This window comes from Stenotrophomonas sp. YJH_SMC_119, from assembly GCF_059368315.1.
In genome coordinates this window covers 1-22,864 of sequence record NZ_JCAFRP010000012.1, presented here as the reverse complement: position 1 = coordinate 22,864, position 22,864 = coordinate 1, and the positions used below count along the sequence as shown (strand labels likewise).

At 67.6% G+C, this 22,864-nt stretch carries 13 protein-coding genes and 1 tRNA gene; 7 read left to right on the top strand and 7 right to left on the bottom strand.

Annotation, left to right across the window (positions count from 1 at the left end):
• The first annotated feature begins 68 nt into the window (after positions 1 to 68).
• Entirely contained in the window at positions 69 to 10,961 is a 10,893-nt protein-coding gene (locus AC5P6S_RS16325; protein WP_495204673.1) for an autotransporter-associated beta strand repeat-containing protein, read from the top strand.
• 56 nt (positions 10,962 to 11,017) lie between these two features.
• Here the strand turns inward: AC5P6S_RS16325 and AC5P6S_RS16320 are convergent, their stop codons facing one another.
• Positions 11,018 to 11,461: a GNAT family N-acetyltransferase gene (locus tag AC5P6S_RS16320; protein ID WP_012479278.1), complete on the bottom strand. Its 444-nt coding sequence runs from the start codon at positions 11,459 to 11,461 to the stop codon at positions 11,018 to 11,020.
• Positions 11,462 to 11,800: 339 nt separating this feature from the next.
• On the opposite strand from AC5P6S_RS16320, the gene AC5P6S_RS16315 reads away from it, so the two are divergent.
• Positions 11,801 to 12,211 (top strand): DUF3592 domain-containing protein, encoded by a 411-nt coding sequence (locus AC5P6S_RS16315; RefSeq protein WP_024956127.1) that lies wholly within the window; start codon positions 11,801 to 11,803, stop codon positions 12,209 to 12,211.
• 341 nt (positions 12,212 to 12,552) lie between these two features.
• Here the strand turns inward: AC5P6S_RS16315 and AC5P6S_RS16310 are convergent.
• Positions 12,553 to 12,645: transfer RNA gene (locus AC5P6S_RS16310), tRNA-Ser, on the bottom strand.
• 145 nt (positions 12,646 to 12,790) lie between these two features.
• Between AC5P6S_RS16310 and dnaX the strand changes: the two genes are divergently transcribed.
• The 4 genes from dnaX to AC5P6S_RS16290 all read left to right on the top strand — a co-directional run bounded on the left by dnaX (position 12,791) and on the right by AC5P6S_RS16290 (position 16,307).
• Positions 12,791 to 14,842, top strand: a complete 2,052-nt coding sequence (gene dnaX, locus AC5P6S_RS16305; protein WP_049397088.1) for a DNA polymerase III subunit gamma/tau — start codon at positions 12,791 to 12,793, stop codon at positions 14,840 to 14,842.
• A gap of 6 nt (positions 14,843 to 14,848) precedes the next feature.
• On the top strand, positions 14,849 to 15,169 hold the full coding sequence (locus tag AC5P6S_RS16300; RefSeq protein ID WP_005408298.1) for a YbaB/EbfC family nucleoid-associated protein: 321 nt from the start codon (positions 14,849 to 14,851) through the stop codon (positions 15,167 to 15,169).
• A gap of 111 nt (positions 15,170 to 15,280) precedes the next feature.
• Complete coding sequence (gene recR / locus AC5P6S_RS16295) at positions 15,281 to 15,880, top strand: recombination mediator RecR (protein ID WP_005408299.1); 600 nt, start codon at positions 15,281 to 15,283, stop codon at positions 15,878 to 15,880.
• A gap of 67 nt (positions 15,881 to 15,947) precedes the next feature.
• Entirely contained in the window at positions 15,948 to 16,307 is a 360-nt protein-coding gene (locus AC5P6S_RS16290; RefSeq protein ID WP_005408300.1) for a histidine triad nucleotide-binding protein, read from the top strand.
• A gap of 77 nt (positions 16,308 to 16,384) precedes the next feature.
• On the opposite strand, the gene AC5P6S_RS16285 is transcribed toward AC5P6S_RS16290, so the two are convergent.
• From AC5P6S_RS16285 to AC5P6S_RS16270, 4 genes are read right to left on the bottom strand one after another with little or no spacing between them, the layout of a single operon-like run.
• Complete coding sequence (locus AC5P6S_RS16285) at positions 16,385 to 16,912, bottom strand: Slp family lipoprotein (RefSeq protein ID WP_005408301.1); 528 nt, start codon at positions 16,910 to 16,912, stop codon at positions 16,385 to 16,387.
• A complete protein-coding gene (locus AC5P6S_RS16280) occupies positions 16,909 to 18,858 on the bottom strand; it encodes a transglutaminase TgpA family protein (protein WP_012479283.1) in 1,950 nt (649 codons plus the stop codon). Before AC5P6S_RS16280 ends, AC5P6S_RS16285 begins: the two co-directional genes overlap by 4 nt.
• Positions 18,851 to 19,795: a DUF58 domain-containing protein gene (locus tag AC5P6S_RS16275; protein ID WP_043033683.1), complete on the bottom strand. Its 945-nt coding sequence runs from the start codon at positions 19,793 to 19,795 to the stop codon at positions 18,851 to 18,853. The genes AC5P6S_RS16280 and AC5P6S_RS16275 overlap by 8 nt, the downstream gene beginning before the upstream one ends.
• 2 nt (positions 19,796 to 19,797) lie before the next feature.
• Positions 19,798 to 20,751: an AAA family ATPase gene (locus AC5P6S_RS16270; RefSeq protein ID WP_005408304.1), complete on the bottom strand. Its 954-nt coding sequence runs from the start codon at positions 20,749 to 20,751 to the stop codon at positions 19,798 to 19,800.
• A gap of 42 nt (positions 20,752 to 20,793) precedes the next feature.
• Here AC5P6S_RS16270 and AC5P6S_RS16265 point away from each other — a divergent pair, with 42 nt between their 5' ends.
• Positions 20,794 to 22,635: a glycosyltransferase family 39 protein gene (locus AC5P6S_RS16265; RefSeq protein WP_329755350.1), complete on the top strand. Its 1,842-nt coding sequence runs from the start codon at positions 20,794 to 20,796 to the stop codon at positions 22,633 to 22,635.
• Positions 22,636 to 22,738: 103 nt separating this feature from the next.
• Here the strand turns inward: AC5P6S_RS16265 and AC5P6S_RS16260 are convergent.
• Positions 22,739 to 22,864, bottom strand: a 126-nt coding sequence (locus AC5P6S_RS16260; RefSeq protein WP_146257439.1) for an integrase core domain-containing protein, incomplete at its 5' end; no start/stop codon positions are given.

Sequence of the window (22,864 nt, the reverse complement as noted above, 5' to 3'; positions counted from 1 at the left end):
GGGTGGGCCGCATTGTCTCCAAAAAACCTGCCAGCTGTGCCATCCGGTCTTTTCATGGAGATTTACCGATGAACCGCATTTACCGTCTGGTTTTCAATCGTGCCCTTGGGGTAATGCAGGTTGCTTCGGAGGTCGCCCGGAATCCCGGCGGAAGCGCGGTCAGCGCAGGGCGGGTGCCGCGATTGCGGGCGCACCAGCTGGCGGTGGCTTTGGCCGCCACACTGGCCAGCGGATCGGCATTCGCAGCGTGCACCGGCACCACAACCGTAAACTGCGACAGCACCACCAACATCAACAACTACTCCAACGCGACCAACGGCCTCACGCTGAACATCGCCGCGGGTGCATTGCTGCGTACGCCGCCGGTCGTAGGTGGCGGCAACGCAGCAACGCTGACCGGCGACAACGTGACGGTCAACAACAATGGCACGATCGATCCGAGCTCGATCATCCTCGCCTCGCCCGGCCTGGTCATCGGCAATGGTTCTGCCAACAACAGCGCGATCGTCGTCAACAACAACGCCAGCGGACAGATCAAGGGTGTCGTCAACATCGCAACGCTGCTGGGCTTCGGTGGACAGGCGCTGGTGGCACAGAATGTCAACGGCACCACCACCATCAACAACGCCGGCCTGATCAGCACGTCGCTGATCGGTGCAGGCAGCGTTTCCGACGCGACCACGGTGGTGACCTATGGTGGTGCAGCCGCCAATGTGACCAACACAGGCACCATCGACGGACGCGTCGGCCTGGGTGCTTCTGGCGGTAACACGTTCCTCAATGCGGGGGCGGTCAGTGGCAGCGTTCACCTGGGTGATTCAACCGGCGGCAACACCTTCACCGCAGTGTCGGGTTCCAGCGTTGTGAGCGGCGGCGGCAGCGCTCTTGCCGGCGTGATTACCGGTGTCACCGGGGTAAAGGTTGCGGCTGCGGGATCGGTCGACGCCGGTACCGGCAGTGGTGCGGCCAACAACACGCTGGTGTTGCAGAACGTCGTCAGCGGTCCGGGGTCCGGCATCGGCGGAGCGGTGACCACGCTGGGCTGGAACCAGTACCTCAACTTCCAGAAGCTCACCGTCAACAGCGGCACCTGGAACCTGCAGGGTGCGTGGGCGGGTGCGGGTACGACCACGCTCAATGATGGCCTGGTCAATTTCAACAATGCCGGTTCCTTCGGCACAGGGCTGTTCACCGCCAACGGCGGTGCCATCGCCTCCGCCACGGCCGGTCTGAACCTGGCCAACCCTTTCAGCCTTGGTGGCAATCTGTCCCTGGCAGGGACCAATGCGTTCAGCCTGGGGGGCTTGCTGTCCGGTACTGGCGGGCTGACGGTCAACAACACCGGCATCGTTACTCTCGGCGGCGCAAACCTGTTCTCCGGCGGCGTCAACCTCAATGCCGGCGGCCTGGTGCTGGGCAATGCCGGTGCACTGGGCAGCGGCAACCTGACCGTGGGTGGCAGCGCTTCACTGGATACGACGGCGGGCTTCACCCTGGGCAACAATCTGGTGATCAATGGCGGGGGCTCGCTGAACCTGCTGGGCAGCAATGCGTTGTCATTGAACGGTTCGATCTCCGGTGCCGGCAACCTGACCAAGAGCGGCGCCGGCACCCTCACCTTGAACGGCGCCAATGCGCTGACCGGCAGTTTCAACCTGGCCGGAGGCGCGTTGGCGCTGGGCGCGGGCGGCAGCCTGTCACCCACCGGCGCGATCACGGTCGGCGTCGGTACCACCCTGGACCTGTCGGCGGCCGCCAACCAGACCATCGGTTCGCTGGCGGGCCTCGGCGGTTCGGTCAACCTGGGCAGCCACACGCTCACCCTCGCGGGGCTGGGCGATACCAGCTACAGCGGTACGTTCGCCGCAGGCACGGGTGGCCTGGTCAAGCTGGGCACCGGCGTGCAGACCTTGTCGGGCGTGAACAACCTCAGTGGCGGCGTGGCACTCAACGGCGGTGGCCTGCTGCTGGGCAATGCTGCTGCGCTGGGCAGCGGTGCGCTCAGTGTCGGCGGCAACGTGACGCTCGATGGAACCACGGGGGCGCTTGCACTGGCCAACGCGGTCAACCTCGGTTCGGGTGCCAGCCTCAATCTGCTCGGCAACCAGGCGTTGACGTTCAACGGCGTGATCGGTGGCACCGGCAGCCTGGTCAAGAGTGGTGCGACCACGCTGACCCTCAACGCTGCAAATACCTTTGGTGGTGGGCTGGCGCTCAATGCCGGTGGCCTGGTCCTGGGCAATGCCGGCGCGCTCGGAACCGGCGCGCTGAATGTCGGCGGTGCGACAACGCTCGATGCCAGCGCGGCGCTGAGCGTGGGCAATGGCATCAACCTCGGCGCAGGTGGCCTGCTGAATGTACTGGGCAGCAGTGCATTGACGCTGGGCGGCGCCATCGGTGGCACCGGCAGCCTGGTCAAGAACGGTGCAGCCACGCTTACGCTGGGTGGCGCAAATACCTTCACCGGCGGCCTGGCGATCAATGCCGGCAAGGTTGCGGTGGGCAGCGGCGGAAGCCTGGCCGCCGGCGGTGCGGTCAGCCTGGCCGGCGTTGGCGCGGACCTGGACATCTCGCTCGGCGGCAACCAGACCATCGGCGCGCTGTCCGGTATTGCCGGCAGCACGGTGACGCTGGGCAGCAGCACGCTCACCTTCGGTGATGCCACCAACCAGACGTTCGCGGGCGTGATCGGTGGTACCGGCGGCCTGGTCAAGCAGGGCACGGGCATCCAGACGCTGAGCGGCGCCAACACCTTCAGTGGCGGCGTGAATCTGACGGCGGGCGGCCTGCTGCTGGGCGACAGCAGTGCGATCGGCAGCGGGGCGTTGACGGTCAGCGGCAACGGTTCGCTGGATAGCACGGCAGTGTTGAACCTGGGCAATGCGATCAACCTTGGCGCGGCATTGACCCTGCCGGGCAGCCAGAACCTGACCCTGGCCGGCAACATCACCGGCACCGGCAGCCTGGTCAAGAATGGCGCGTCGACACTGACCTTGAACGGCACCAACACCTTCAGCGGTGGACTGAGTGCAAACGCCGGCAGTCTGCTGCTGGGCAACAGTGGCGCACTCGGTACGGGAGTATTGGGCATTGGCGGCAGCGTCTCGCTCGATGGCGGCGCCCCGCTGAACCTGGCCAACAATGTGTCCCTGGGCGCGGGTGCCGCGCTGTCGCTGCCGGGCTCGCAGGCGATCACGCTGGGTGGCGTGGTGTCCGGTGCCGGCAGGCTGGTGAAGAATGGTGCCACCACGTTGACCCTCAACGGCGCCAACAGCTTCGGTGGTGGGCTGACCGTCAACGGCGGCGGCGTGTTCCTGGGGAACGCCGGCGCACTGGGCACCGGTGCACTGTCGGTGGGCGCCAATGCCACGCTGGACAGTTCGGTAGCGCTGAACCTCGCCAACGACCTCAACCTTGGGGCAGGCGCGGCGCTGGATCTGCTGGGCAGCCAGAACGTGTCGCTGGGCGGTCTCATCAGTGGTACTGGCAGCCTGGTCAAGAACGGTACGGCGACGCTGGCGTTGAACGGCGTCAATACGTTCAGCGGGGGCGTCGGCCTCAACGCGGGCCTGCTGCAGCTGGGCAATGCGCAGGCGCTGGGTACCGGCCAGCTGGACGTGGGCGGCAACGCTTCGCTGGAGGCCACAACGGCGCTGGCGCTGGGCAACACCATCGGTCTCGCTGCCGGTGCCAACCTTTCCGTGCTGGGCAGCAATGACCTGACGCTGGCCGGTCCGGTATTCGGTGCCGGTGGGCTGATCAAGGACGGCACGGCGCGGTTGACGTTGTCGGGCGCCAATACCTACAACGGAGGCACCACCATCAACGCCGGCACGCTGGCGCTGGGCGCAGGCGGCAGTCTCGCCGCAGCCGGTGCGGTGAATCTTGCCGTTGCGGGCGCGACACTGGACATCTCCGCAGCCGGTGTGGCACAGACCATCGGCGCGTTGAATGGCGTGGCGGGCAGCCAGCTGGCGCTGGGCGCGCAGTCGCTGACCTTTGGCGGTGCCAGCAATGGAAGCTTTGCCGGTGTGATCGGTGGTACCGGTGGCCTGGTCAAGACCGGCACGGGCGTGCAGACGCTGTCCGGTGCAAACACGTTCAGTGGTGGCCTTGCGCTCAATGCGGGTGGGTTGGTACTGGGCGATGCAGGTGCGCTTGGTACCGGTGCGCTGGGTATTGGCGGCACCACCACGCTGGACAGCACGGTGGCATTGAATCTGGCCAACGCGGTGAACTTCGGTGCCGGCACCCAGCTCACCCTGGGCGGAACCAGTGACGTTGCATTCGGAGGCGTGCTGAGCGGCAACGGCAGCCTGGTCAAGAATGGTGCGGGCCTGCTGACCCTCAACAACACCAACACCTTCGGTGGCGGCCTGACCTTGAACGGTGGTGGCCTGGTGGTCGGCGCGAATGGTGCGCTCGGTACCGGTGCGCTGGCGGTCAATGCCAGCACCACGCTGGATGCGGGCACTGCAGTGACGCTCGGCAATGCGGTCACGCTGGGCTCGGGCGTCGCACTCACGCTGCCCGGCAGCAATGCGCTGACGCTGTCGGGCGTGGTAGGCGGCAATGGCAGCCTGATCAAGAATGGCGGCACCACGTTGACGCTGTCCGGTGCCAACACCTACACCGGCGGTACCACCATCAACGCCGGCACGCTGGCGTTGGGCACGGGTGGCAGTCTCGCCGCAGTCGGTGATGTCACGTTGGGCGCAGGCGCAGGCTTCGATATCTCCGGTGCCGGCGGCAACCAGACCATCGGCGCGCTCAACGGCGCGGGCGGCAGCACGCTGACGCTGGGCGGCAATTCGTTGACCTTCGGTACCGCCGGCAACGCCGCGTTCGATGGCGTGATCAGCGGCGGTGGTGGCCTGGTCAAGGTGGGCGCGGGCGTACAGACCTTGTCCGGCGCCAATACCTTCGGTGGCGGCGTGACGCTCAATGCAGGCGGACTGGTGCTCGGCAATGATGCGGCGCTGGGCACGGGCGCATTGACCGTCGGTGGTGCTGCCACGCTGGATACCACCGGCCTGGCAACGCTGGCCAACAACATTGCGCTCAATGCCGGGCTGACCGTAATCGGGACCAATGCACTGACGCTCAACGGCGTCCTTTCCGGGGCCGGCAGCCTGACCAAGAATGGCAGCGCGACGCTGACGTTGAATGGCGCCAACACCTACACCGGTGGCACCAACATCAACGCCGGCACGCTGGCGCTGGGGGCCGGTGCCAGCCTGGCCGCGAGCGGTACCGTCAATCTTGCCACCGGCGCCACGCTGGACCTGTCGGCCGGCAGTGGCACGCAGCAGTTCGGCACGCTGGTCGGCAACGGTACGGTGAACCTCGGTGCCAACTCGATCGAAGTGGGCGGCGCCACCGATGGCACCTTCAGTGGCTCGATCGCAGGCACCGGTGGCCTGACCAAGGTCGGTGCCGGCATCGAGACGCTGACCGGTGCCAACACCTACACCGGCGGCACGTTCATCAACGCCGGTACCCTGGCGATCGGCCCCGGCGGCAGTCTGGCCGCGACCGGTGCGGTGACGCTCACTGCGGCAGGCACGGGCTTCGATATCTCCACTGCCGGCGCCAACCAGACCATCGGGGCGTTGAACGGCGTGGCGGGTTCGACGGTGAGCCTGGGCGCGCAGACGCTGACCCTGGGCGGCGTTGGCAACAGCATCTTCGATGGCGCGATCTCCGGCACCGGCGGCCTGGTCAAGAACGGCGCCGGCAGCCTCACGCTGGGCGGTGCCAACCTGTTCAGCGGTGGCGTCGCGCTCAATGGCGGCGCATTGGTGGTCGGCAACAACGCTGCGCTCGGCAGCGGTGCGCTGACGGTGGGAAGCAACGCGACGCTGGATGCATCGACCGGCGTCAGCCTGGCCAACAGCATCAACCTCGCATCGGGTGCCAACCTCGATCTGCTTGGCAGCCAGGCGCTGACCCTGGGTGGCGTGATCTCCGGCACGGGCGGGCTGATCAAGGACGGTGCGGCCACGGTGACCCTGAGCGGCGCCAACACCTACACCGGTGGCACCACCATCAACAGCGGCACGCTGGCGATCGGCGCTGGTGGCAGCCTCGCCGCGGCCGGCGCAGTGAACCTGGCCGGTGCTGGCACGTTCGACATTTCGGCGGGCAACCAGGCCATCGGTTCGCTGGCCGGCGTCGCCGGCAGTACGGTGGCGCTGGGCGGCAGCACGCTGACCCTGGGCGGCACCGTGGACAGCACCTTCAGCGGTGCGATCAGTGGCAACGGCGGCCTGGTCAAGAACGGCGCAGGCGTGCAGACGCTCAACGGCGCCAGCACCTTCAGCGGCGGCGTAGCGCTCAACGCCGGTGGCCTGGTGGTCGGCAACAATGCTGCGTTGGGCACCGGTGCGGTGACGGTCGGAGGCGCTGCGACGCTCGATTCGAACACGGCGGTCACCCTCGCCAACAACTTCACCCTCAACAACGCGTTGACCGTCCTCGGCAGCAACAACCTCACCCTCAACGGCATCCTCAGTGGTACCGGCTCACTGACCAAGGAGGGTGCCGCGACGCTGACCTTGAATGGTGCCAACACCTATACCGGCGGTACTTTCATCAACGCCGGCACTCTGGCACTGGGTGCTGGCGCCAGCCTGGCCTCCTCAGGCACCGTCAACCTGGCCACGGGGGCGACCTTCGATCTGTCAGCAGGCAGCGGCACGCAGCAGTTCGGTACCCTGATCGGCAGCGGTACAGTGAATCTGGGCGCCAACACGCTGACGATCGGAGGCCCTGCCAATGGCACCTTCAGTGGTTCGGTGGCCGGCTCCGGTGGCCTGATCAAGGAAGGTTCGGGCACCCAGACGTTGACCGGCACCAACACCTTCACCGGTGGCACCACCATCAACGCCGGCACGCTGGCGATCGGTGCCGGCGGCAGCCTTGCAGCGACCGGTGCGGTCACCCTGGCCAACGCCGGTACCACCTTCGACATCAGCGCGGGTGGTGCGCAGGCGATCGGTTCGCTGGCAGGCGTGGCAGGTTCGACCGTGGCGCTGGGCGGCAGCACGCTGACCCTCAATGGCGTGGGCAATACCACGTTCGCCGGCACCATCGGAGGGGCCGGTGGCCTGGTAAAGAACGGCGCAGGCATCCAGGGCTTGACGGGCGTCAACGTCTTCACGGGCGGCGTGACCCTCAATGCCGGTGGCCTGCTGCTGGGCAACGGCGGTTCGCTGGGCATCGGCGCGCTGACCGTAGGCGGCAACGCCAGCCTGGATGGCACCAGTGCGCTGACTCTGGCCAACACCGTGCAGCTGGCCAGCGGCACGCTGACTCTGGCCGGCAGCAACGCGCTGACCTTGAACGGACCGATCAGCGGTGCCGGTGGCCTGCTGAAGGATGGCGCGGCGACGGTCACCCTGGGCGGTGCCAGCAGCTATACCGGCACCACCACCATCAACAGCGGCACGCTGGCGGTAGCAGCCGGCGGCAGCCTGTCCGGTGCCAGCACGGTCAACCTGGCCGGTGCTGGCACACTGGATATCAGCGCCGGTGGCAATCAGAGCATCGGCGGCCTGGCCGGTGTGGCCGGCAGCACGGTGGCGCTGGGAGGCGCAACGCTGACTACCGGCGGCAACAACGCCAGCACCGTGTTCGCTGGCGTCCTCAGTGGCACCGGCGGCCTGGTGCAGGGAGGTACCGGTACGCTGACCCTGAGCGGCGACAACACCTATACCGGCGGTACCACCATCAACGGTGGCAGCACCCTGCAGATCGGCAACGGTGGCAGCACCGGTTCGGTGCTGGGCGACATCACCAACAATGGCAGCCTGGTCTACAACCTCGGCACCACGGCAACCGTGGGTGCGGTGGTCAGTGGCAATGGCGGTCTGACCCAGGCCGGCAGCGGCACGCTGGTGCTGACCGGCAACAACACCTACACCGGAGGGACCACCATCAATGCCGGCGGCACGCTGCAGATCGGCAACGGTGGTGCGACCGGTGCGATCGTCGGCGACATCACCAACAACGGCGCGCTGGTGTCCAACGTGGCCGGCAACACCACGCTCGGTGGCACCATCAGCGGCAGTGGCGGCCTGACCCAGTCCGGCAGCGGCACGCTGGTGCTGACCGGCAACAACACCTATACCGGCGGCACCACCGTCAATGCCGGTGGCACCCTGCAGGTGGGCAATGGCGGTGCGACCGGTGCGATCACCGGCAACGTTGCCAACAACGGCAGCCTGGTATTCAACGTGGGCGGCAACACCACGGTCGGTGGCGCGATCAGCGGCAGCGGTGGCCTGACCCAGGCCGGCAGCGGCGTGCTGACCCTGGTCGGCAACAACACCTATACCGGTGGCACCACGATCAATACCGGCGGTACGCTGCAGGTCGGCAACGGCGGGGCAACCGGCGCCATCGCTGGAGACATCACCAACAATGGCGCGTTGATCTCCAACGTGGCCGGCAACACGCAGCTGGGCGGCACCATCAGCGGTACGGGTGGCCTGACCCAGGCGGGCAGTGGGTCGCTGGTGCTGACCGGCACCAACACCTACACCGGGGGTACCACCATCAACGCCGGCGGCACGCTGCAGCTGGGCAATGGCGGCGCGACCGGCTCGATCATTGGCGATGTCACCAACAACGGCACGCTGCTGTCCAACGTGGCCGGCAACACCACGCTGGGTGGCACCATCAGCGGCAGCGGCGGCCTGATCCAGGCCGGCAGCGGCACTCTGACCGTGACCGGCAACAACACCTACACCGGGCCGACCACGATCAATGCAGGCGGCACGCTGCAGGTCGGCAACGGCGGTGCGACCGGCGCGATCGGTGGCAACGTCACCAACAACGGCAACCTGGTGTTCAACGTGGCCGGCAATACCACGGTCGGTGGCGCCATCAGCGGCAGCGGTGGCCTGACCCAGGCCGGCAGCGGCACGTTGATCCTGGGCGGCAACAACACCTATACCGGTGGCACCACCATCAATACCGGCGGCACGTTGCAGGTTGGCAATGGCGGCGCCAGCGGTGCGATCGCCGGCAACGTCAGCAACAACGGCAGCCTGGTGTTCAACGTGGGCGGCAACACCACCGTCGGAGGCACCATCAGCGGCAGTGGTGGCCTGACCCAGGCCGGCACCGGAACGGTCACCCTGACCGGCAACAACACCTACACCGGCGGCACCACCATCAATGCCGGCGGCACCGTGCAGGTCGGCAATGGCGGCGCCAGCGGCTCGATCACCGGCAATATCACCAACAACGGTGGCCTGGTCATCAACACCGGCGGCACCACCACGCTGGGCGGCACCATCAGCGGTGGTGGCAGCATCGTGCAGGCAGGCCCGGGCGGCCTGAACCTGGGCGGCAACGGCGGCGGCTTCAGCGGCACCGGCCAGGTCACCGGTGGTGGCCTGAATGTCACCGGCAACATCGGTGGCCAGTGGACCATCGGCAGCGGTACCACGCTGTCCGGTACCGGGACCATCGGTGGCACGGGTGGCGGCGTGACGGTGTCCAGCGGCGGCGTGCTGTCGCCGGGCAATGGCCCGGGCAACGGCAGTGGTGCAGGCAATGGCACCGGCACGATCACGGTGGGCGGCAACCTGACGTTGTCGCCGGGCAGCACGCTGGGCGTCGATCTGGGTGCCAGCGGCAGTGACACGGTGCAGGTGGGCGGCAGCGCCAACGTGGGTGGCAGTACCGTGCAGGTGAACACGATTTCGCCGAGTACCAGCTACCAGCAGGGCCAGCAGTACACGGTGGTCAATGCGGGCGGTGGCGTGAGTGGGCAGTTCGCTTCGGCGACCTCGCCGTCGGCCTTCCTGACCATCACCCCGGTCTATACCGCCAACACGGCCAACCTGCAGATCGACGTGGCGCAGACCGCGGCATTCACCACGGCGGCGAAGACGCGCAACCAGTACAACACCGCTGCAGCGCTGGACAGCCTGCCGCAGAGTGGTCCGGCACTGGGCCTGTACAACACGCTGCTGATGTATGACGCGGGTACCGCGCGTGCGGCGTTCGACCAGTTGTCCGGCGAGGTGCATGCGGCCAGCCGTGCGGTGCTGCTGTACGACAACTACCTGGAAGAGGGCATCCGCCAGCGTCTCGGCAGCGAACTGCCGACCGTGCGTGGCGAGCGTGCCTCGGCCTGGCTGGCCGGCAGCGGCAAGGTGTTCCGCCAGGACGGTGACGGCAACGGCGATGACATCCGCTCCAACCGCAATGCACTGATGGCGGGCGTGGACTGGCAGCTGGGCGAACACGTGGTGCTGGGTGCGGCCGCAGGCAACGAGCGGCTGGATACGCGCCTGTACGATCGCAGCTCGCGGGCCCGCCTGCGCGGCAACACGTTCGGCCTGTATGCGCAGGGCCAGTGGAACAACGGCTTTGCGGTCGGTGGCAGCGTATCGCGCGGTGACTACCGCACGCGTACCACGCGTGAGGTGCCGCTGCTGGGCCAGACCCTGTACAGCCGCCAGGACTCGGATGTGACCATCGCGCAGGTGGAGGGCAGCTGGACCTGGACCCATGGCAGGACCCAACTGCAGCCGTATGTGCAGTTCACCAGGCACTGGGTCGACAGTGATCGTGCGGTGGAGCAGGGCGGCACGGCTGCGCTGGTGCTGGAAGGCGGCAAGGACACGCTCAATGTCAGCACCGTGGGCGTGCGCGGCCGTTGGGATGTGGGCAGCGGCGAGCGCTTCCCGGCGCAGCTGACGGTTGGCCTGGGCTGGCAGCATGCATCGGGTGATACCGATGTGGCCAGCCGCAACCGCTTCGCGGTGGGCGGCAATGCCTTCGACGTCTACAGCGCGGTGATGGCACGCAATGCGCTGGTCAGTCAGGTGGGCGTGGCGGTGGGCCTCGGCCGCAACAGCCAGCTGTCGATGTTCGTGCAGGGCCAGCACGGCGATGGCCGCCGCGACGTGGGCGGGCAGATCAACCTGCGTGTGGGCTTCTGAGGAGAGTGGGGCGACGTTGGATCCACGCCTGCGTGGATCCAGGGCGGTGCGGAGGGCTAGACCCTCCGCTCCATCTCCACGGCATCGATCCCGGCGCCGTGGCCATTGGAAACGATCCGCGTCACCTGGAAGCCCAGGCCGGCATAGAAGCCCTGGGTGTGCTGGCTGGTACTGAGCGTGATGCGCTTGATCGAGGGATCCGCTTCGGCCTGGCGCAGGCGTGCCAGCGCCAGTTCCCGGCCCAGTCCATGCCGGTGCAGCGCGCGCTGTACCATGCCCCAGCAGAAACCGGCACTGCCGTCGCCGCGTCGCGACAGGCCGCCGCACGCCACGATGCTGCCATCTCGTTCGATGACCTGGAATGCACAGTCCATGGCCTGTTCTTGCAGGAAGCGCCCAAAGTCGCTGCGCTCTTCGGGCGCGAAGTAGGTGGGCACGTTGCTGTCGAAAATCGACAGGCAGGCGCTGGCATCGGCGGGGCGGTAGAGGCGGAGGTTCATGGAAAATGCCTTGGCGTTGCCCGGGCGCATTTCAACCGTCCAGACGTTGTCCTTCTCAAGGGGGTATCGCGCGACGAGGCCGCAGGAGCCGCCGAAGTGCTCCAAGGTACATGGAGCGGAGTCGATCTTCTCACGGATGATTTCGCCCACCTCGAATGACTGTGCGGAACACAGGCGCCTGCACCAGGCGGGTGCGTCAGTGGCGAGGCGCATGCGGCCGCGATGGCATGCAGCGGGGCGCGGCGGCTCTTGGGCTATGCTTTCGACACGTGGGACTGACCGCGCGGCAGGATCCGCCGGCCCCATTCGTCTTCCTGCCTGCAACGGAGCTGCCCAGCGATGCCCGACCCTTCTCTTTCCCGGACTGCCCAGGTCATGCGCGGTCTGCTGTTTGGCGCGGTGGGGCTGTTGATCCTTGCCGTGGCCGCCTTCGAAGTGACGCATCGCCTTGAGTTCCTGCAGATCGCGCAGGCCGTCGATGGCCAGGTCGAGCGCCTGAACGCGGGCGGATCACATCCGCAGATTGCGTTCACCACCGCGACCGGCCAACACGTCTCTTACCCGCAGGGTGGCATGATCTTCGGCTATGAGCCTGGACAGCCGGTACGCGTGCTGTACGATCCGGCGCAACCGCGCCTGGAGCCGGTCCTGGATACGTTCGGTGCGCTGTGGGGAATGACGGTCGTGTGGATGCTGCTGGGGCTGGCGTTCGTCGGCGTCTGCGTGCGGGGACTGCTCCGGCGCAGGTGACTCGCAGCGGATCGCGCGCTGTCGGCGGGCGAACCGTTGGACCTGCCCCTGGCGGCAGGGCCTGTTCAGTTCGGTAGTACCTGCCGCGCTTCCCGCCAGCCAAATAAAAAAGCCGCCCAGTGGGCGGCTTCTTCATTTATCTGGCGGAGAGAGGGGGATTGTCGGGTGCATCCCTGCACCCGATCCCGATCCCGATGCGCGTTGCGCCCCGGGACCAGCCTGCGGCTGTCCGGTTCTGCTCCTGCAGAACCGTCGAACCCCGGCGGGGCTTCTCACCACCCATCCCATCCGCCAGACAAACGCAAAAGGGCCACCCTGTGGGCGGCCCTTTTGCGTTTGTCTGGCGGAGAGAGGGGGATTCGAACCCCCGAAGCGCGGTTTAGACGCTTACACACTTTCCAGGCGTGCTCCTTCAACCACTCGGACACCTCTCCGGATCCCTGCCATCGGCAAACGCCTCAGCAGGGGCGCAGATTCTAGCGGGCTGCGCGGCACTTCACAAGCACCCCGGCCAGGAACCCGCGAAAGATGTGCCGGAGGCGAGGGGGGCTGGACAGGCATGGCACAATGGAACATCCGATGGAAAACGGTGGCCTGATGTCCTATCTCGTCCTTGCCCGCAAGTGGCGTCCAAAGCGTTTTGCCGAGCTGGTGGGCCAGGAACACGTGGTCCGTGCGCTCAGCAACGCGCTGGACAGCGGCCGGGTCCACCATGCGTTCCTGTTCACCGGCACCCGCGGCGTGGGCAAGACCACCATCGCGCGCATCTTCGCCAAGTCGCTGAACTGCGAACAGGGCACCAGTGCCGATCCCTGCGGCCAGTGTGCAGCCTGCCTGGATATCGACGCCGGCCGCTACATCGACCTGCTGGAAATCGACGCCGCGTCCAACACCGGCGTGGACGACGTGCGCGAGGTGATCGAGAACGCGCAGTACATGCCTTCGCGTGGCAAGTACAAGGTCTACCTGATCGACGAAGTGCACATGCTGTCCAAGGCGGCGTTCAACGCGCTGCTGAAGACGCTGGAAGAGCCGCCGGAGCACGTGAAGTTCCTGCTGGCCACCACCGATCCGCAGAAGCTGCCGGTCACCGTGCTCAGCCGCTGCCTGCAGTTCAACCTCAAGCGCCTGGACGAGGACCAGATCCAGGGCCAGATGACCCGCATCCTGGCGGCCGAGGAGATCGAGGCCGACGGCAGTGCCATCGTGCAGCTGGCCAAGGCCGCTGATGGCAGCCTGCGGGATGGCCTGTCGCTGCTGGACCAGGCGATTGCCTATGCCGGCGGCGCGCTGCGCGAGGACGTGGTGCGTACCATGCTGGGCACGGTCGACCGCACCCAGGTGGCGGCGATGCTCGATGCGCTGGCTGACGGCGATGGCCCGCGCCTGCTGCAGGTGGTGGCCGCGCTGGCCGAATTCTCGCCGGACTGGAGTGGCGTGCTGGAAGCGCTGGCCGAAGGCCTGCACCGCATCCAGGTGCAGCAGCTGGTACCGGGTGCGGCCGTTGCCGAAGGCCTGGATGCCGCCGCATTCGCCGAGCGCCTGCGCCCGGAAGTGGTGCAGCTCTGGTACCAGATGGCCTTGAACGGCCGTCGTGACCTGCCGATGGCGCCGAGCCCGCGCGCGGGCTTCGAGATGGCCGTGCTGCGCATGCTGGCGTTCCGCCCGGCCGCGGCGGTCCCGCCGGTGCCGAAGTCGGTGGAGGGGGCAGGCAATGCGCCGGGTGGCAATGCTGCCGGTGGTGGCACCGGTGCGGGTACCCACGAAGCGACGCCGGCGACTGCCGCCGCTTCGGCAAGCCCGGCCTTGGTGGCGCAGGTGGCCGCTCCGGTGCAGGCCGCGCCGCGCGAACCTGAACCCGAACCGGACCCGGCCCCGCAACCCGAACCGGACCCGACGCCGGAGCCCGAGCCGGTTCCGGTGGAAGAGCCGGTGTCACCGCCGCCGGTGAAGGCCGAAGCAGCGGCGCCGCCGTCCGTTGAAACAGAAGCGGGCGACGACCTGCCGCCGTGGGCCACCGACGAAGCCGAGGCACGTGACGAGGCGCTGGCGGCCGAGATGGCTGGGCCGGAAGCTGCCATGGTGGCGCCCTGGCATGAGCCGCCGGCTCCCGTCGCGGCTCCCAGCGAGCCTGCACCGCCCGCACGCCCGTTCCGCACGGAAGGCATTGCCATCGCGCCGGTCGAGCCGGCGCCAGTGCAGGAGAACGCGCCGCTGGAAGGTGTCAGCGACCTGGCCAGCGCCGAGGACTGGCTGGATCTGGTCGCCAACAGTGGCCTGAGCGGCCCGTCGCGGCAGCTGGCCGCCAACGCTGCCTTCATCAGTTGCCAGCACGGGACCTTGAAACTGGGCCTTTCGCCCGGATTTGAATACCTGCGCTCGGAGCGCGCGCTGGCCGCCCTGGGCGAGATGCTGGAGAAGGCCCTCGGCCAGGCGCCGAAGATCGTGGTCGAGACCGTGGAAACCGAACACGTTCCGGCCGAGACCCTGCACCAGCGTGCCGACCGCCAGCGTAGTGAGCGGCAGCAGGTGGCAGAGGCCGTTTTCATGGACGACCCGGAAGTGCAGGTGCTGATCCAACAGCACGGTGCCCGGGTTGTTTCCGATTCCATCCGTTCTTTTGACGAGTAAGACACCATGCGCGGAAACATCGCACAACTGATGCAGCAGGCCCAGAAAATGCAGGAAAACCTGCAGAAGGCCCAGGAAGAAATCGCCAAGATCGAAGTGACCGGCAGCGCCGGCGGCGGCATGGTCAGCGTGACCCTGACCGGTGCCAAGGAATGCCGCAAGGTGCGCATCGACCCGTCGCTGACCAGCGACCCGGAGATGCTGGAAGACCTGATCGCCGCCGCCTTCAATGATGCCTCGAACAAGATCGATGCCGAGTCGAAGTCGAAGATGGGGTCGGCCACCGCCGGCATGCAGCTGCCGCCGGGCATGAAGCTGCCGTTCTGATTTCCCAGGGGGCGCCTGCCGCTGCAGGTGCCCGCTCCAACCCTCGGTCGAGCATGGCTCGACTCTACAGACAGCTGTCGAGCGTGCTCGACGCCATGAAAGCATGCCGCCGTGTCCGCACCCCTGCTTGAACAATTGATCGACGCATTGCGGGTGCTGCCTGGCGTCGGCCAGAAGACTGCACAGCGCATGGCCTATCACCTGCTCGAGCGCGAGCGCGAAGGTGGCCAGCGTCTGGCCGAGACACTGGCATTGGCGGTGGAGCGAATCGGCCACTGCGTGCAGTGCCGCGATTTCAGCGAAACTGAGCTGTGCCCGACCTGTGCCAACGGCAGCCGCGAGCGCAGCCAGCTGTGCGTGGTCGAATCGCCGGCCGACCGCCTGGCCATCGAGAACGCCACCGGCTTCCGCGGTGTCTACTTCGTGCTGCAGGGGCGGCTGTCGCCGCTCGATGGCATCGGCCCGCGCGAGCTGGGCCTGGAGCAATTGGAGCGACGGTTGGCCGAAGGCGAGGTGCAGGAGCTGATCATCGCCACCAGCGCCACTGTCGAGGGCGAGGCCACCGCGCACTACCTGGCGCAGCTGGCGCGCGCACGCAAGGTGCAGCCGAGCCGTTTGGCGCAGGGCCTGCCACTTGGCGGTGAACTCGAATACGTCGATCGCGGCACGCTCTCGCACGCGTTCGGAACGCGCAGCGAATTCCGCGATTGAATGCCGGCCGGGCATCCCCCGGCGCGGCCGGCCTACAATGCGGATGACATCCCCGCCGAGGCCGACCATGAGCAACGAAACCCTCTTCAGCAAGATCATCCGTCGCGAGATCCCGGCCACCATCGTCTACGAGGATGACGAGGTGCTGGGCTTCAAGGACATCGCACCGCAGGCACCGGTGCACGTGCTGTTCATTCCGAAGAACGAGATCATTCCGACCCTGGATGACCTGCAGCCGTCGCAGGCGCACCTGATCGGCAAGCTGGCGCTGGCTGCCGCCGAGTACGCGCGCCGCGAGGGCTTCGCACAGGACGGCTACCGCATCGTGATGAACTGCCGCGAGCATGCCGGGCAGACCGTGTTCCATATCCACATGCACCTGCTGGCCGGTGCGCCGCTGGGGCATTTCGGTGCGCCTGGGCGTTGAAGCCCCTGTCCACGCCATGCGCGGATGAAAAAGGCCGCCCGAGGGCGGCCTTTTCCGTCATGCCTGTGCGGTGACGATCACCACCAGCCCCAGCGACCATAGCCGCCCCAGTACGGACCATACGGGCCCGGGCCCCACGGGCCATAGGGGTAGGGCACCACGTCGACCTGGCGCTGTTCCGGCCACAGGTAGATCACATCGGCCGACAGCTTGGGCAGGCGGTAGTCGTACTCGCCGATGCGGGTGTTCTGGTAGCCGTCGATCTTGCCGATGAAAGTCACGTCACGACCGGCTTCGAACACGGCCGGGTCGTAGAAGCCGGCACGGCAGGCGATGAAGCGGCCGTCGCTGGCGTCGGACGAGGTGGTGTTCGGACGGCCACTGCCATTGAGCGGGCGCGAGATGATCTGGAAGCAGGTCTCGCCCTGGCCGGGCTTGGTTTCGATGATGCGACCGCCCCAACGGACCGGCGTGCCGACCTGCTGGGTAGCGACCGAGTCGCGCGGGGAGACCAGGCTGAACTGTCCCTGCAGCGGCTTGGGGGCCGTGGCGCAGGCCGACAGGGCCAGCGTGGCCACAGCGGTGAGAAGGAACTTGGTGTTCATGGGGAGGCTCCGGAAGTCGGGCGATGCCTGCGCAGGTCCCGCAATAATGAAGCGAGGTCGGTGCAAGTTCCAGCGTAGCGCGCGTCGGCGAAACGCTGGCTGAGTGCGAGCAGGGCCGGGTCAGGGCGCTGCCGGTGCACCCGCTGGGCCCAGTCCTGTGCGGTTTCGTGCGGTTCACGGGCCAGGCCGAGGCGGGCGTAGCGCCGTCCGAGCCGGTGCCAGGCGCGCAGCAGCGGGTCGCGTTCGCGCTCGCCACGGGCCAGCAGCCAGGCCATCCACGCCAAGGCCAGCATCGTTGCCACCACGAAGCCAGCGACAAGTTGCGTGGGGCCCAGATCATCCAGCCCGAACGGCGTGAGCAGTTGCTGCTGGCGGCGTGCATCGAACGAGAGCACCAGGTCGTTCCAGCCGCGGCGCAGCCAGTCGCCCATCTGCCCCAGCTGCTGCCAGCGTTGCTGCAGTGGCGTGTCCGTACCGGCCTGCAGGCGGTCGTCCAGTGTGTCCAGGATGCGTTCCGGTGCCACGGCTGCGGTCGGGTCAACCCGTACCCAGCCGCGCTGCGGCAGCCATACCTCGGCCCAGGCATGGGCGTCCATCCGCCGCACGATCCAGTAGTCGCCAAGGCGGTTGTAGGTGCCACCGGCAAAGCCGGTCACCACCCGTGCCGGGACGCCGGCATTGCGCATCAACACCACGAAGGCCGAGCTGAAGTGTTCACAGAAGCCGGCCTTGTAGCCGAACAGGAACTCGTCGATCGGGTCGCGCCCTGCCGCAGGGGTGTCCAGCGTGTACGAGAAGTCGGTGGTGATCCACTGCAGCGCGCGGCGCACGATGGCCTCGTCATCGCTGCCAGCCTGCTGCCGCCATTGCTGCGCCAACGTGGCGGTGCGCGGGTTGAAGCCACTGGGCAACTGCAGCGCGGCCCGTCGCAGATAGGGTGACAGCGTGCTGTCGAAGCGTTGTGGTGGCGCCGAATGCAACCGCCAGCGGCTCAGCGACGCCAGTGACCGCTCGCTGCTCAGGCTCATGTCCGCATCCAGCGTGCTGCCTGCAGGCGCGCGGCTGGGCAGGTCCAGTGCCACCAGCTGGCGGCGGTCGGTGGGTTCGTAGTCGATCTGGTAGTCCCAGCCCTGCGTGCCGGCCTCGACCACGGCCGCCGGCCGTCGCTCGCTGGCGCGGTCACGTGTCCAGCGCCGGCCATCGAAGGCGGTCAGTACCGGTCCTCGCCAGTAGCGTTGCATCGGCTCGGGTACCGCGCCGAAGAACTGCACGCGCAGCGCCGGGGCATCGTCGGCCATCAGGTCCAGCCACTGGCCGGGCTCCATGCTGTCGGACAACCCCGGCGTACCCACGGCGCGCTCGGGAACACCCCACAGTGGCGTGGCCAGGCGCGGGAACAGCCAGAAGCAGGCCAATGCCAGCGGCAGGCCGATCGCCAGCAGGCGGCCAACGCCGCGCAGCTGCCCTCGCAAGGGCAGCGGCGCGGCGTGGCCTTCATCCCCGGCCAGCCGTTGCAGGGCGAGCAGCGCGCTGATCCCCGCCAGTGCGGCCAACACCGTGGTCAGTGGTCCTTGGTCGAGCAGGAACGCCGCAAACGGGGAAAACAGCGCGAACCCGAGCAGGCTGCGGGCATCGCGCCGGCTGCGCAGTTCGCTGGACTTGATCGCCAGCATCGCTGCCAGCAGGGCGCAACCGGTATCGCGCCCAGGTCGGACCATCCCCATCTGCCAGGCGATGGCACCGAGCATGGCCAGCACCAGCAGCAGGCGCACCGGCATGGGCAGCACCTTCCGCCACGACAGGACCGCAGTCACGAGCGCTGCGGCCGCGATCACGCCCGCCAGCAGGGGCGGCAACTGCAGCAGCAACGGCAACAGCGCCAACGCCGCGCTGGCCAGGGTCCAGTTGCGGGCATTGCGGTCGAGCGCGGGCGTGGTCTCAGTCATGCGGCATCAATGCCAGTGCACGCAGGCACAGGTGGTGGTGGCTGGCGCCCTGGCCTGGCCCGAACGGCGGGTGTGCAGGCAGCAGCAGGGTGTAGCGGCGGCCTTCGCGCTCGGCCATGTCGACCCATCGCGCCAAACGCGCGATGCGTGCTTCATGGCCCAGCGGGGACAGCGTGCGCCAATCGAGGATGACTTCGATGCCAACCGGCTTTTCGTACTCGCGCACCAGCAGGCTGTCGCGGCGTGCCGAGTGCTTCCACGAAATGCTGCGTGGCGCATCGCCCGCACGATAGGGCCGTAGCTGATGCAGTTCCTCGCCACTGGCATGGGCGCGCGTGTGCAGCGGATCGTTGCCGCTTTCCGGCAGTGCAGGGGCCAGCGCCTCGGGTTGCGGATAGACCAGCAGCGGTTGTTCCGGCCACACCCACGACCATGCCCGCACCAGGCCCAGTGGCTGGGTGGTGGAGAGGCGGATGCGCGGGAGCTCCAGCCAGCCGCGGCGTTCGCTGGGAACGTGCAGCTCCACTTCACCGCGGCCGTGTGCAGGCAGCGAGGTCCAGGCTTCGCTGTCACCCAGCTGCAGGTGCAGGCCGTGGCGTGCGCGCGGATCACGCAGTGACAGGTCCACGCGCAGGCGCAGTGGTTGCCCGGCAGGAACCGGCTCGGCGGAGATCGCGTCGATCTGTACGCCGGACAGCTGCAGGTGCGCGGCGATGGCGCTGGCGATCGCCGCTGCCGCCAGCAGCAGGGCCAGCAGCAACGCCGGGTTGTTGTTGTAGTTCAGTGCGCCCAGCAGCATTGCCGCCAGCAGCGCGGCGACGAACAGGCCGAAACGGGTGGGCAGCACGTAGATGCGATGGCGGTCCAGGCGCTGCGGCAGTGCTTCAGGCCTGCGCGGGCGTGCCAGCAGTTGCAGTCGTGCCCAGCGCGTGGCCACCCTCAATCCACCGCAACGGTCTGCAGGATGGCCCGTGCCAGTGCCGGCCCCGAGCTGGACTCGGCTTCGGCCACGAGGCGATGACCGGCCACCGCCACGAACAGGGTCTGCACGTCCTCGGGCACCACGTGGCCGCGGCCCAGCAGAAGTGCATGCGCCCTGGCCGCGCGCAGCAGCGCAAGGCCGGCACGCGGTGACAGGCCCACGCGCACGCCGGCGTGCTGGCGGCTGCGGGTCAGCAGGGCCTGCACGTAGTCGACCAGTGCATCGCTGGCATGGACCTGGCTGACGGCTTCACGCAGCGCGCGTACCTGGGTGTCATCCAGCTTCGGTACGGCACGTGCGATCAGGTCGCGGCGGTCTGTACCACGCAGCAGTTCGCGTTCGGCCTGCGCACTGGGGTAGCCCATCGCCAGGCGCAGCAGGAAACGATCCAGCTGCGAATCCGGCAGCGGGAAGGTACCGGACAGGTCCACCGGGTTCTGCGTGGCGATCACGAAGAACGGATCGGGCAGGGGATGGGTCTGCCCATCCAGGGTGACCTGCTGTTCGGCCATCGCCTCCAGCAGCGCGCTCTGCGTGCGCGGCGGCGCACGGTTGATCTCATCGGCCAGCAGCACGTGGGTGAACACCGGCCCCGGGTGGAACTGGAACTGGCGGCTGCCGGCCTCGTATACCGAAACGCCCAGTACATCGGCGGGCAGCAGGTCGGAGGTGAACTGCACGCGCTGGAAACTGAGGCCCAGGCTGCTGGCCAACGCATGCGCCAGCGTGGTCTTGCCCAGGCCGGGCAGATCCTCGATCAGCAGATGGCCACCGGAAAGCAGGGCGACGAAAGCCAGCCTGACTTCCGGCACCTTGCCCAGCACCAGTGCGTTTACCTGATCCTGTGCCTCCCGCAGGGCCTGGCGCAGTTGATCGGTTAGCATGCTGGGATTGGGGGACGAGGCTGGCATGATCGTCTCAGGTCTGGAATCCATTCGATTATCCATAGAGCAATGCAGGGCGAACAGCGCGCGCGGACAATATTTCTCTGGTTATGGACGCTGGTCACAGCGGCCAAGCTGGTAGTGGCTGCGCGGCTGCCACTGTTTGTTGACGAGGCGTTCTATTGGCAGGAAGGCCAGCATCTGGCCGCTGCGTATTCGGACCTTCCCGGACTGACCGCGTGGTTGGCGCGCCTGGGTGTGGAGATCGGTGGCCACCATGTGCTCGCGTTGCGCCTGCCGTTCCTGGCCATCGGCGCGCTGCTGCCGTTGCTGGTGGTGCGCACGGCCACGCGCTGGTTCGGCAATGTGGCCGGTTGGCAAGCGGGCAGCCTCACGCTGTTGATGCCGTTGTCGGCGACGCTGGGCCTGCTGGCGGTGCCGGATGTGCCCATGGCACTGGCCGCGGTGATCTGCCTGCACGCCGGTGCGCGGCTGCTGCACAACGTTGATGCATCGTCGGCGATGAAGCTTGCGCTGGGCCTGTCGATCGGTGCGCTCAGTCACTACCGTTTCATCGGTGTCATCGGCGTTGGCTTCATCGCGTTGCTGGCGCTGCCGCAGGGGCGGCGCATGCTGGCCGATCCGCGCGTATGGGTCGCGCTGGCGGTGGGCGTGCTGGCGTGGCTGCCGTTGCTGGCATGGAACGCGGACAACCACGACGCCGGCCTGAAGTTCCAGGTGGTCGAGCGCCATCCCTGGACGTTCGAATGGAACGGGCTGTGGTTCCTGGTGATCCAGCCCATGCTGGTCACCCCGATCCTGTGCATGGCGATGTGGAAGGTGGCGCTGGCCGGTACCCGCAGGGGCGGCGGCACGCGCGTGCAGTGGCGCTACTTCGGCCTGGTCGGGGGCGTATCCACGCTGGGCATCTTCCTGCTGGGCTTCTTCACCGACGTCGAGCGGATCAGTTTCCATTGGCCGCTGCCGGGCTACCTGGCCCTGCTGGTGGCGGTGCCGGTGGTGCTCAACGGCTGGCCACGCTGGCTGCGGCGCACCGGCTGGTGGCTGGCGGGCGCAGGCATGGTGCTGGCGTTCGGCTATTACCTGATGGCCTCCACGCCTGCGTTGCGCGAGCAGCTGGCAGGCAGCAAGTACTACCCGCGCAATTTCGCTGGCTGGCAGCCGTTGGCGATGGCGGTGCGCGAAGAGTTGCAGCAGATGCCGGCGGGCACGCGGGTGCTGGCGGGGAACTTCAAGGTGGGGGCCGAGCTGGGCTTCCAGCTCGGCAATGGCGATATCGAAGTGCTGCCGCATCCGCTCAACGACAAGCATGGGCGCACCGCGCAGCTGGCGCAGTGGGAACTGCTGCATGAGGGCAAGCGCTCGACGCCGATGCTGCTGGTGCTTTCACCCAGCGACCAGCGTTATCGCGATCTGCTGGCGCGCTATCACGCCATCTGCGGACAGGTGGGGCCGCTGCCGGCGCCGCGGGTGGTCAGCAGTGACCATGGTTTCCAGCGTTTCCTGCTGTTCCGGCTGCCGGCGCAGCGCGCGGCGGGGGCGTGCGTGACTCCGGCAATGGCTTGGCTGGATACGCCTTCCAACGGCGAAAAGGTGTCTGGCACGCTGGCGATCAAGGGATGGGCGTTCAAGGATGGTGTCGGCCTGGCACGGGTTGAGGTGCTGGTCGATGGCCGCTCGATGGGGGATGCGCGCTATGGCCGCGCATTCGACGTGCGCCAGACCTGGCCGGACAGCACCGATCCGCAGCATCCTGCGGTGGGCTTCGATGCTTCATTGGACACGAGCACGCTGGCGCAGGGACGACATTGGCTGGGCCTGCGCCTGCACGGTCGCGATGGCAGCGTGGAGGAATGGCAGGAGCAGCCGTTCGAGGTTCGCGGGCGCTGAGGCGGAGCGCGGTCCAGGTGGTCGCGCGCCAGGTTGGTTGCGTGCTCCAGGTTGGTCGGGTGCTCCACGTTGGTCGGGGGCTCCACGTTGGTAGAGTCGACTGTTAGTTGTGTAAACCCACCACGTTGTTCAGCAGGACTCTGGAAATAGGTGGCTGGCCACCGATCCCCATGTGAGGGCGGTGCCAGTTGTAGTGGTGCAGCCATTGGGTCAGCACGGAATTGCGCTG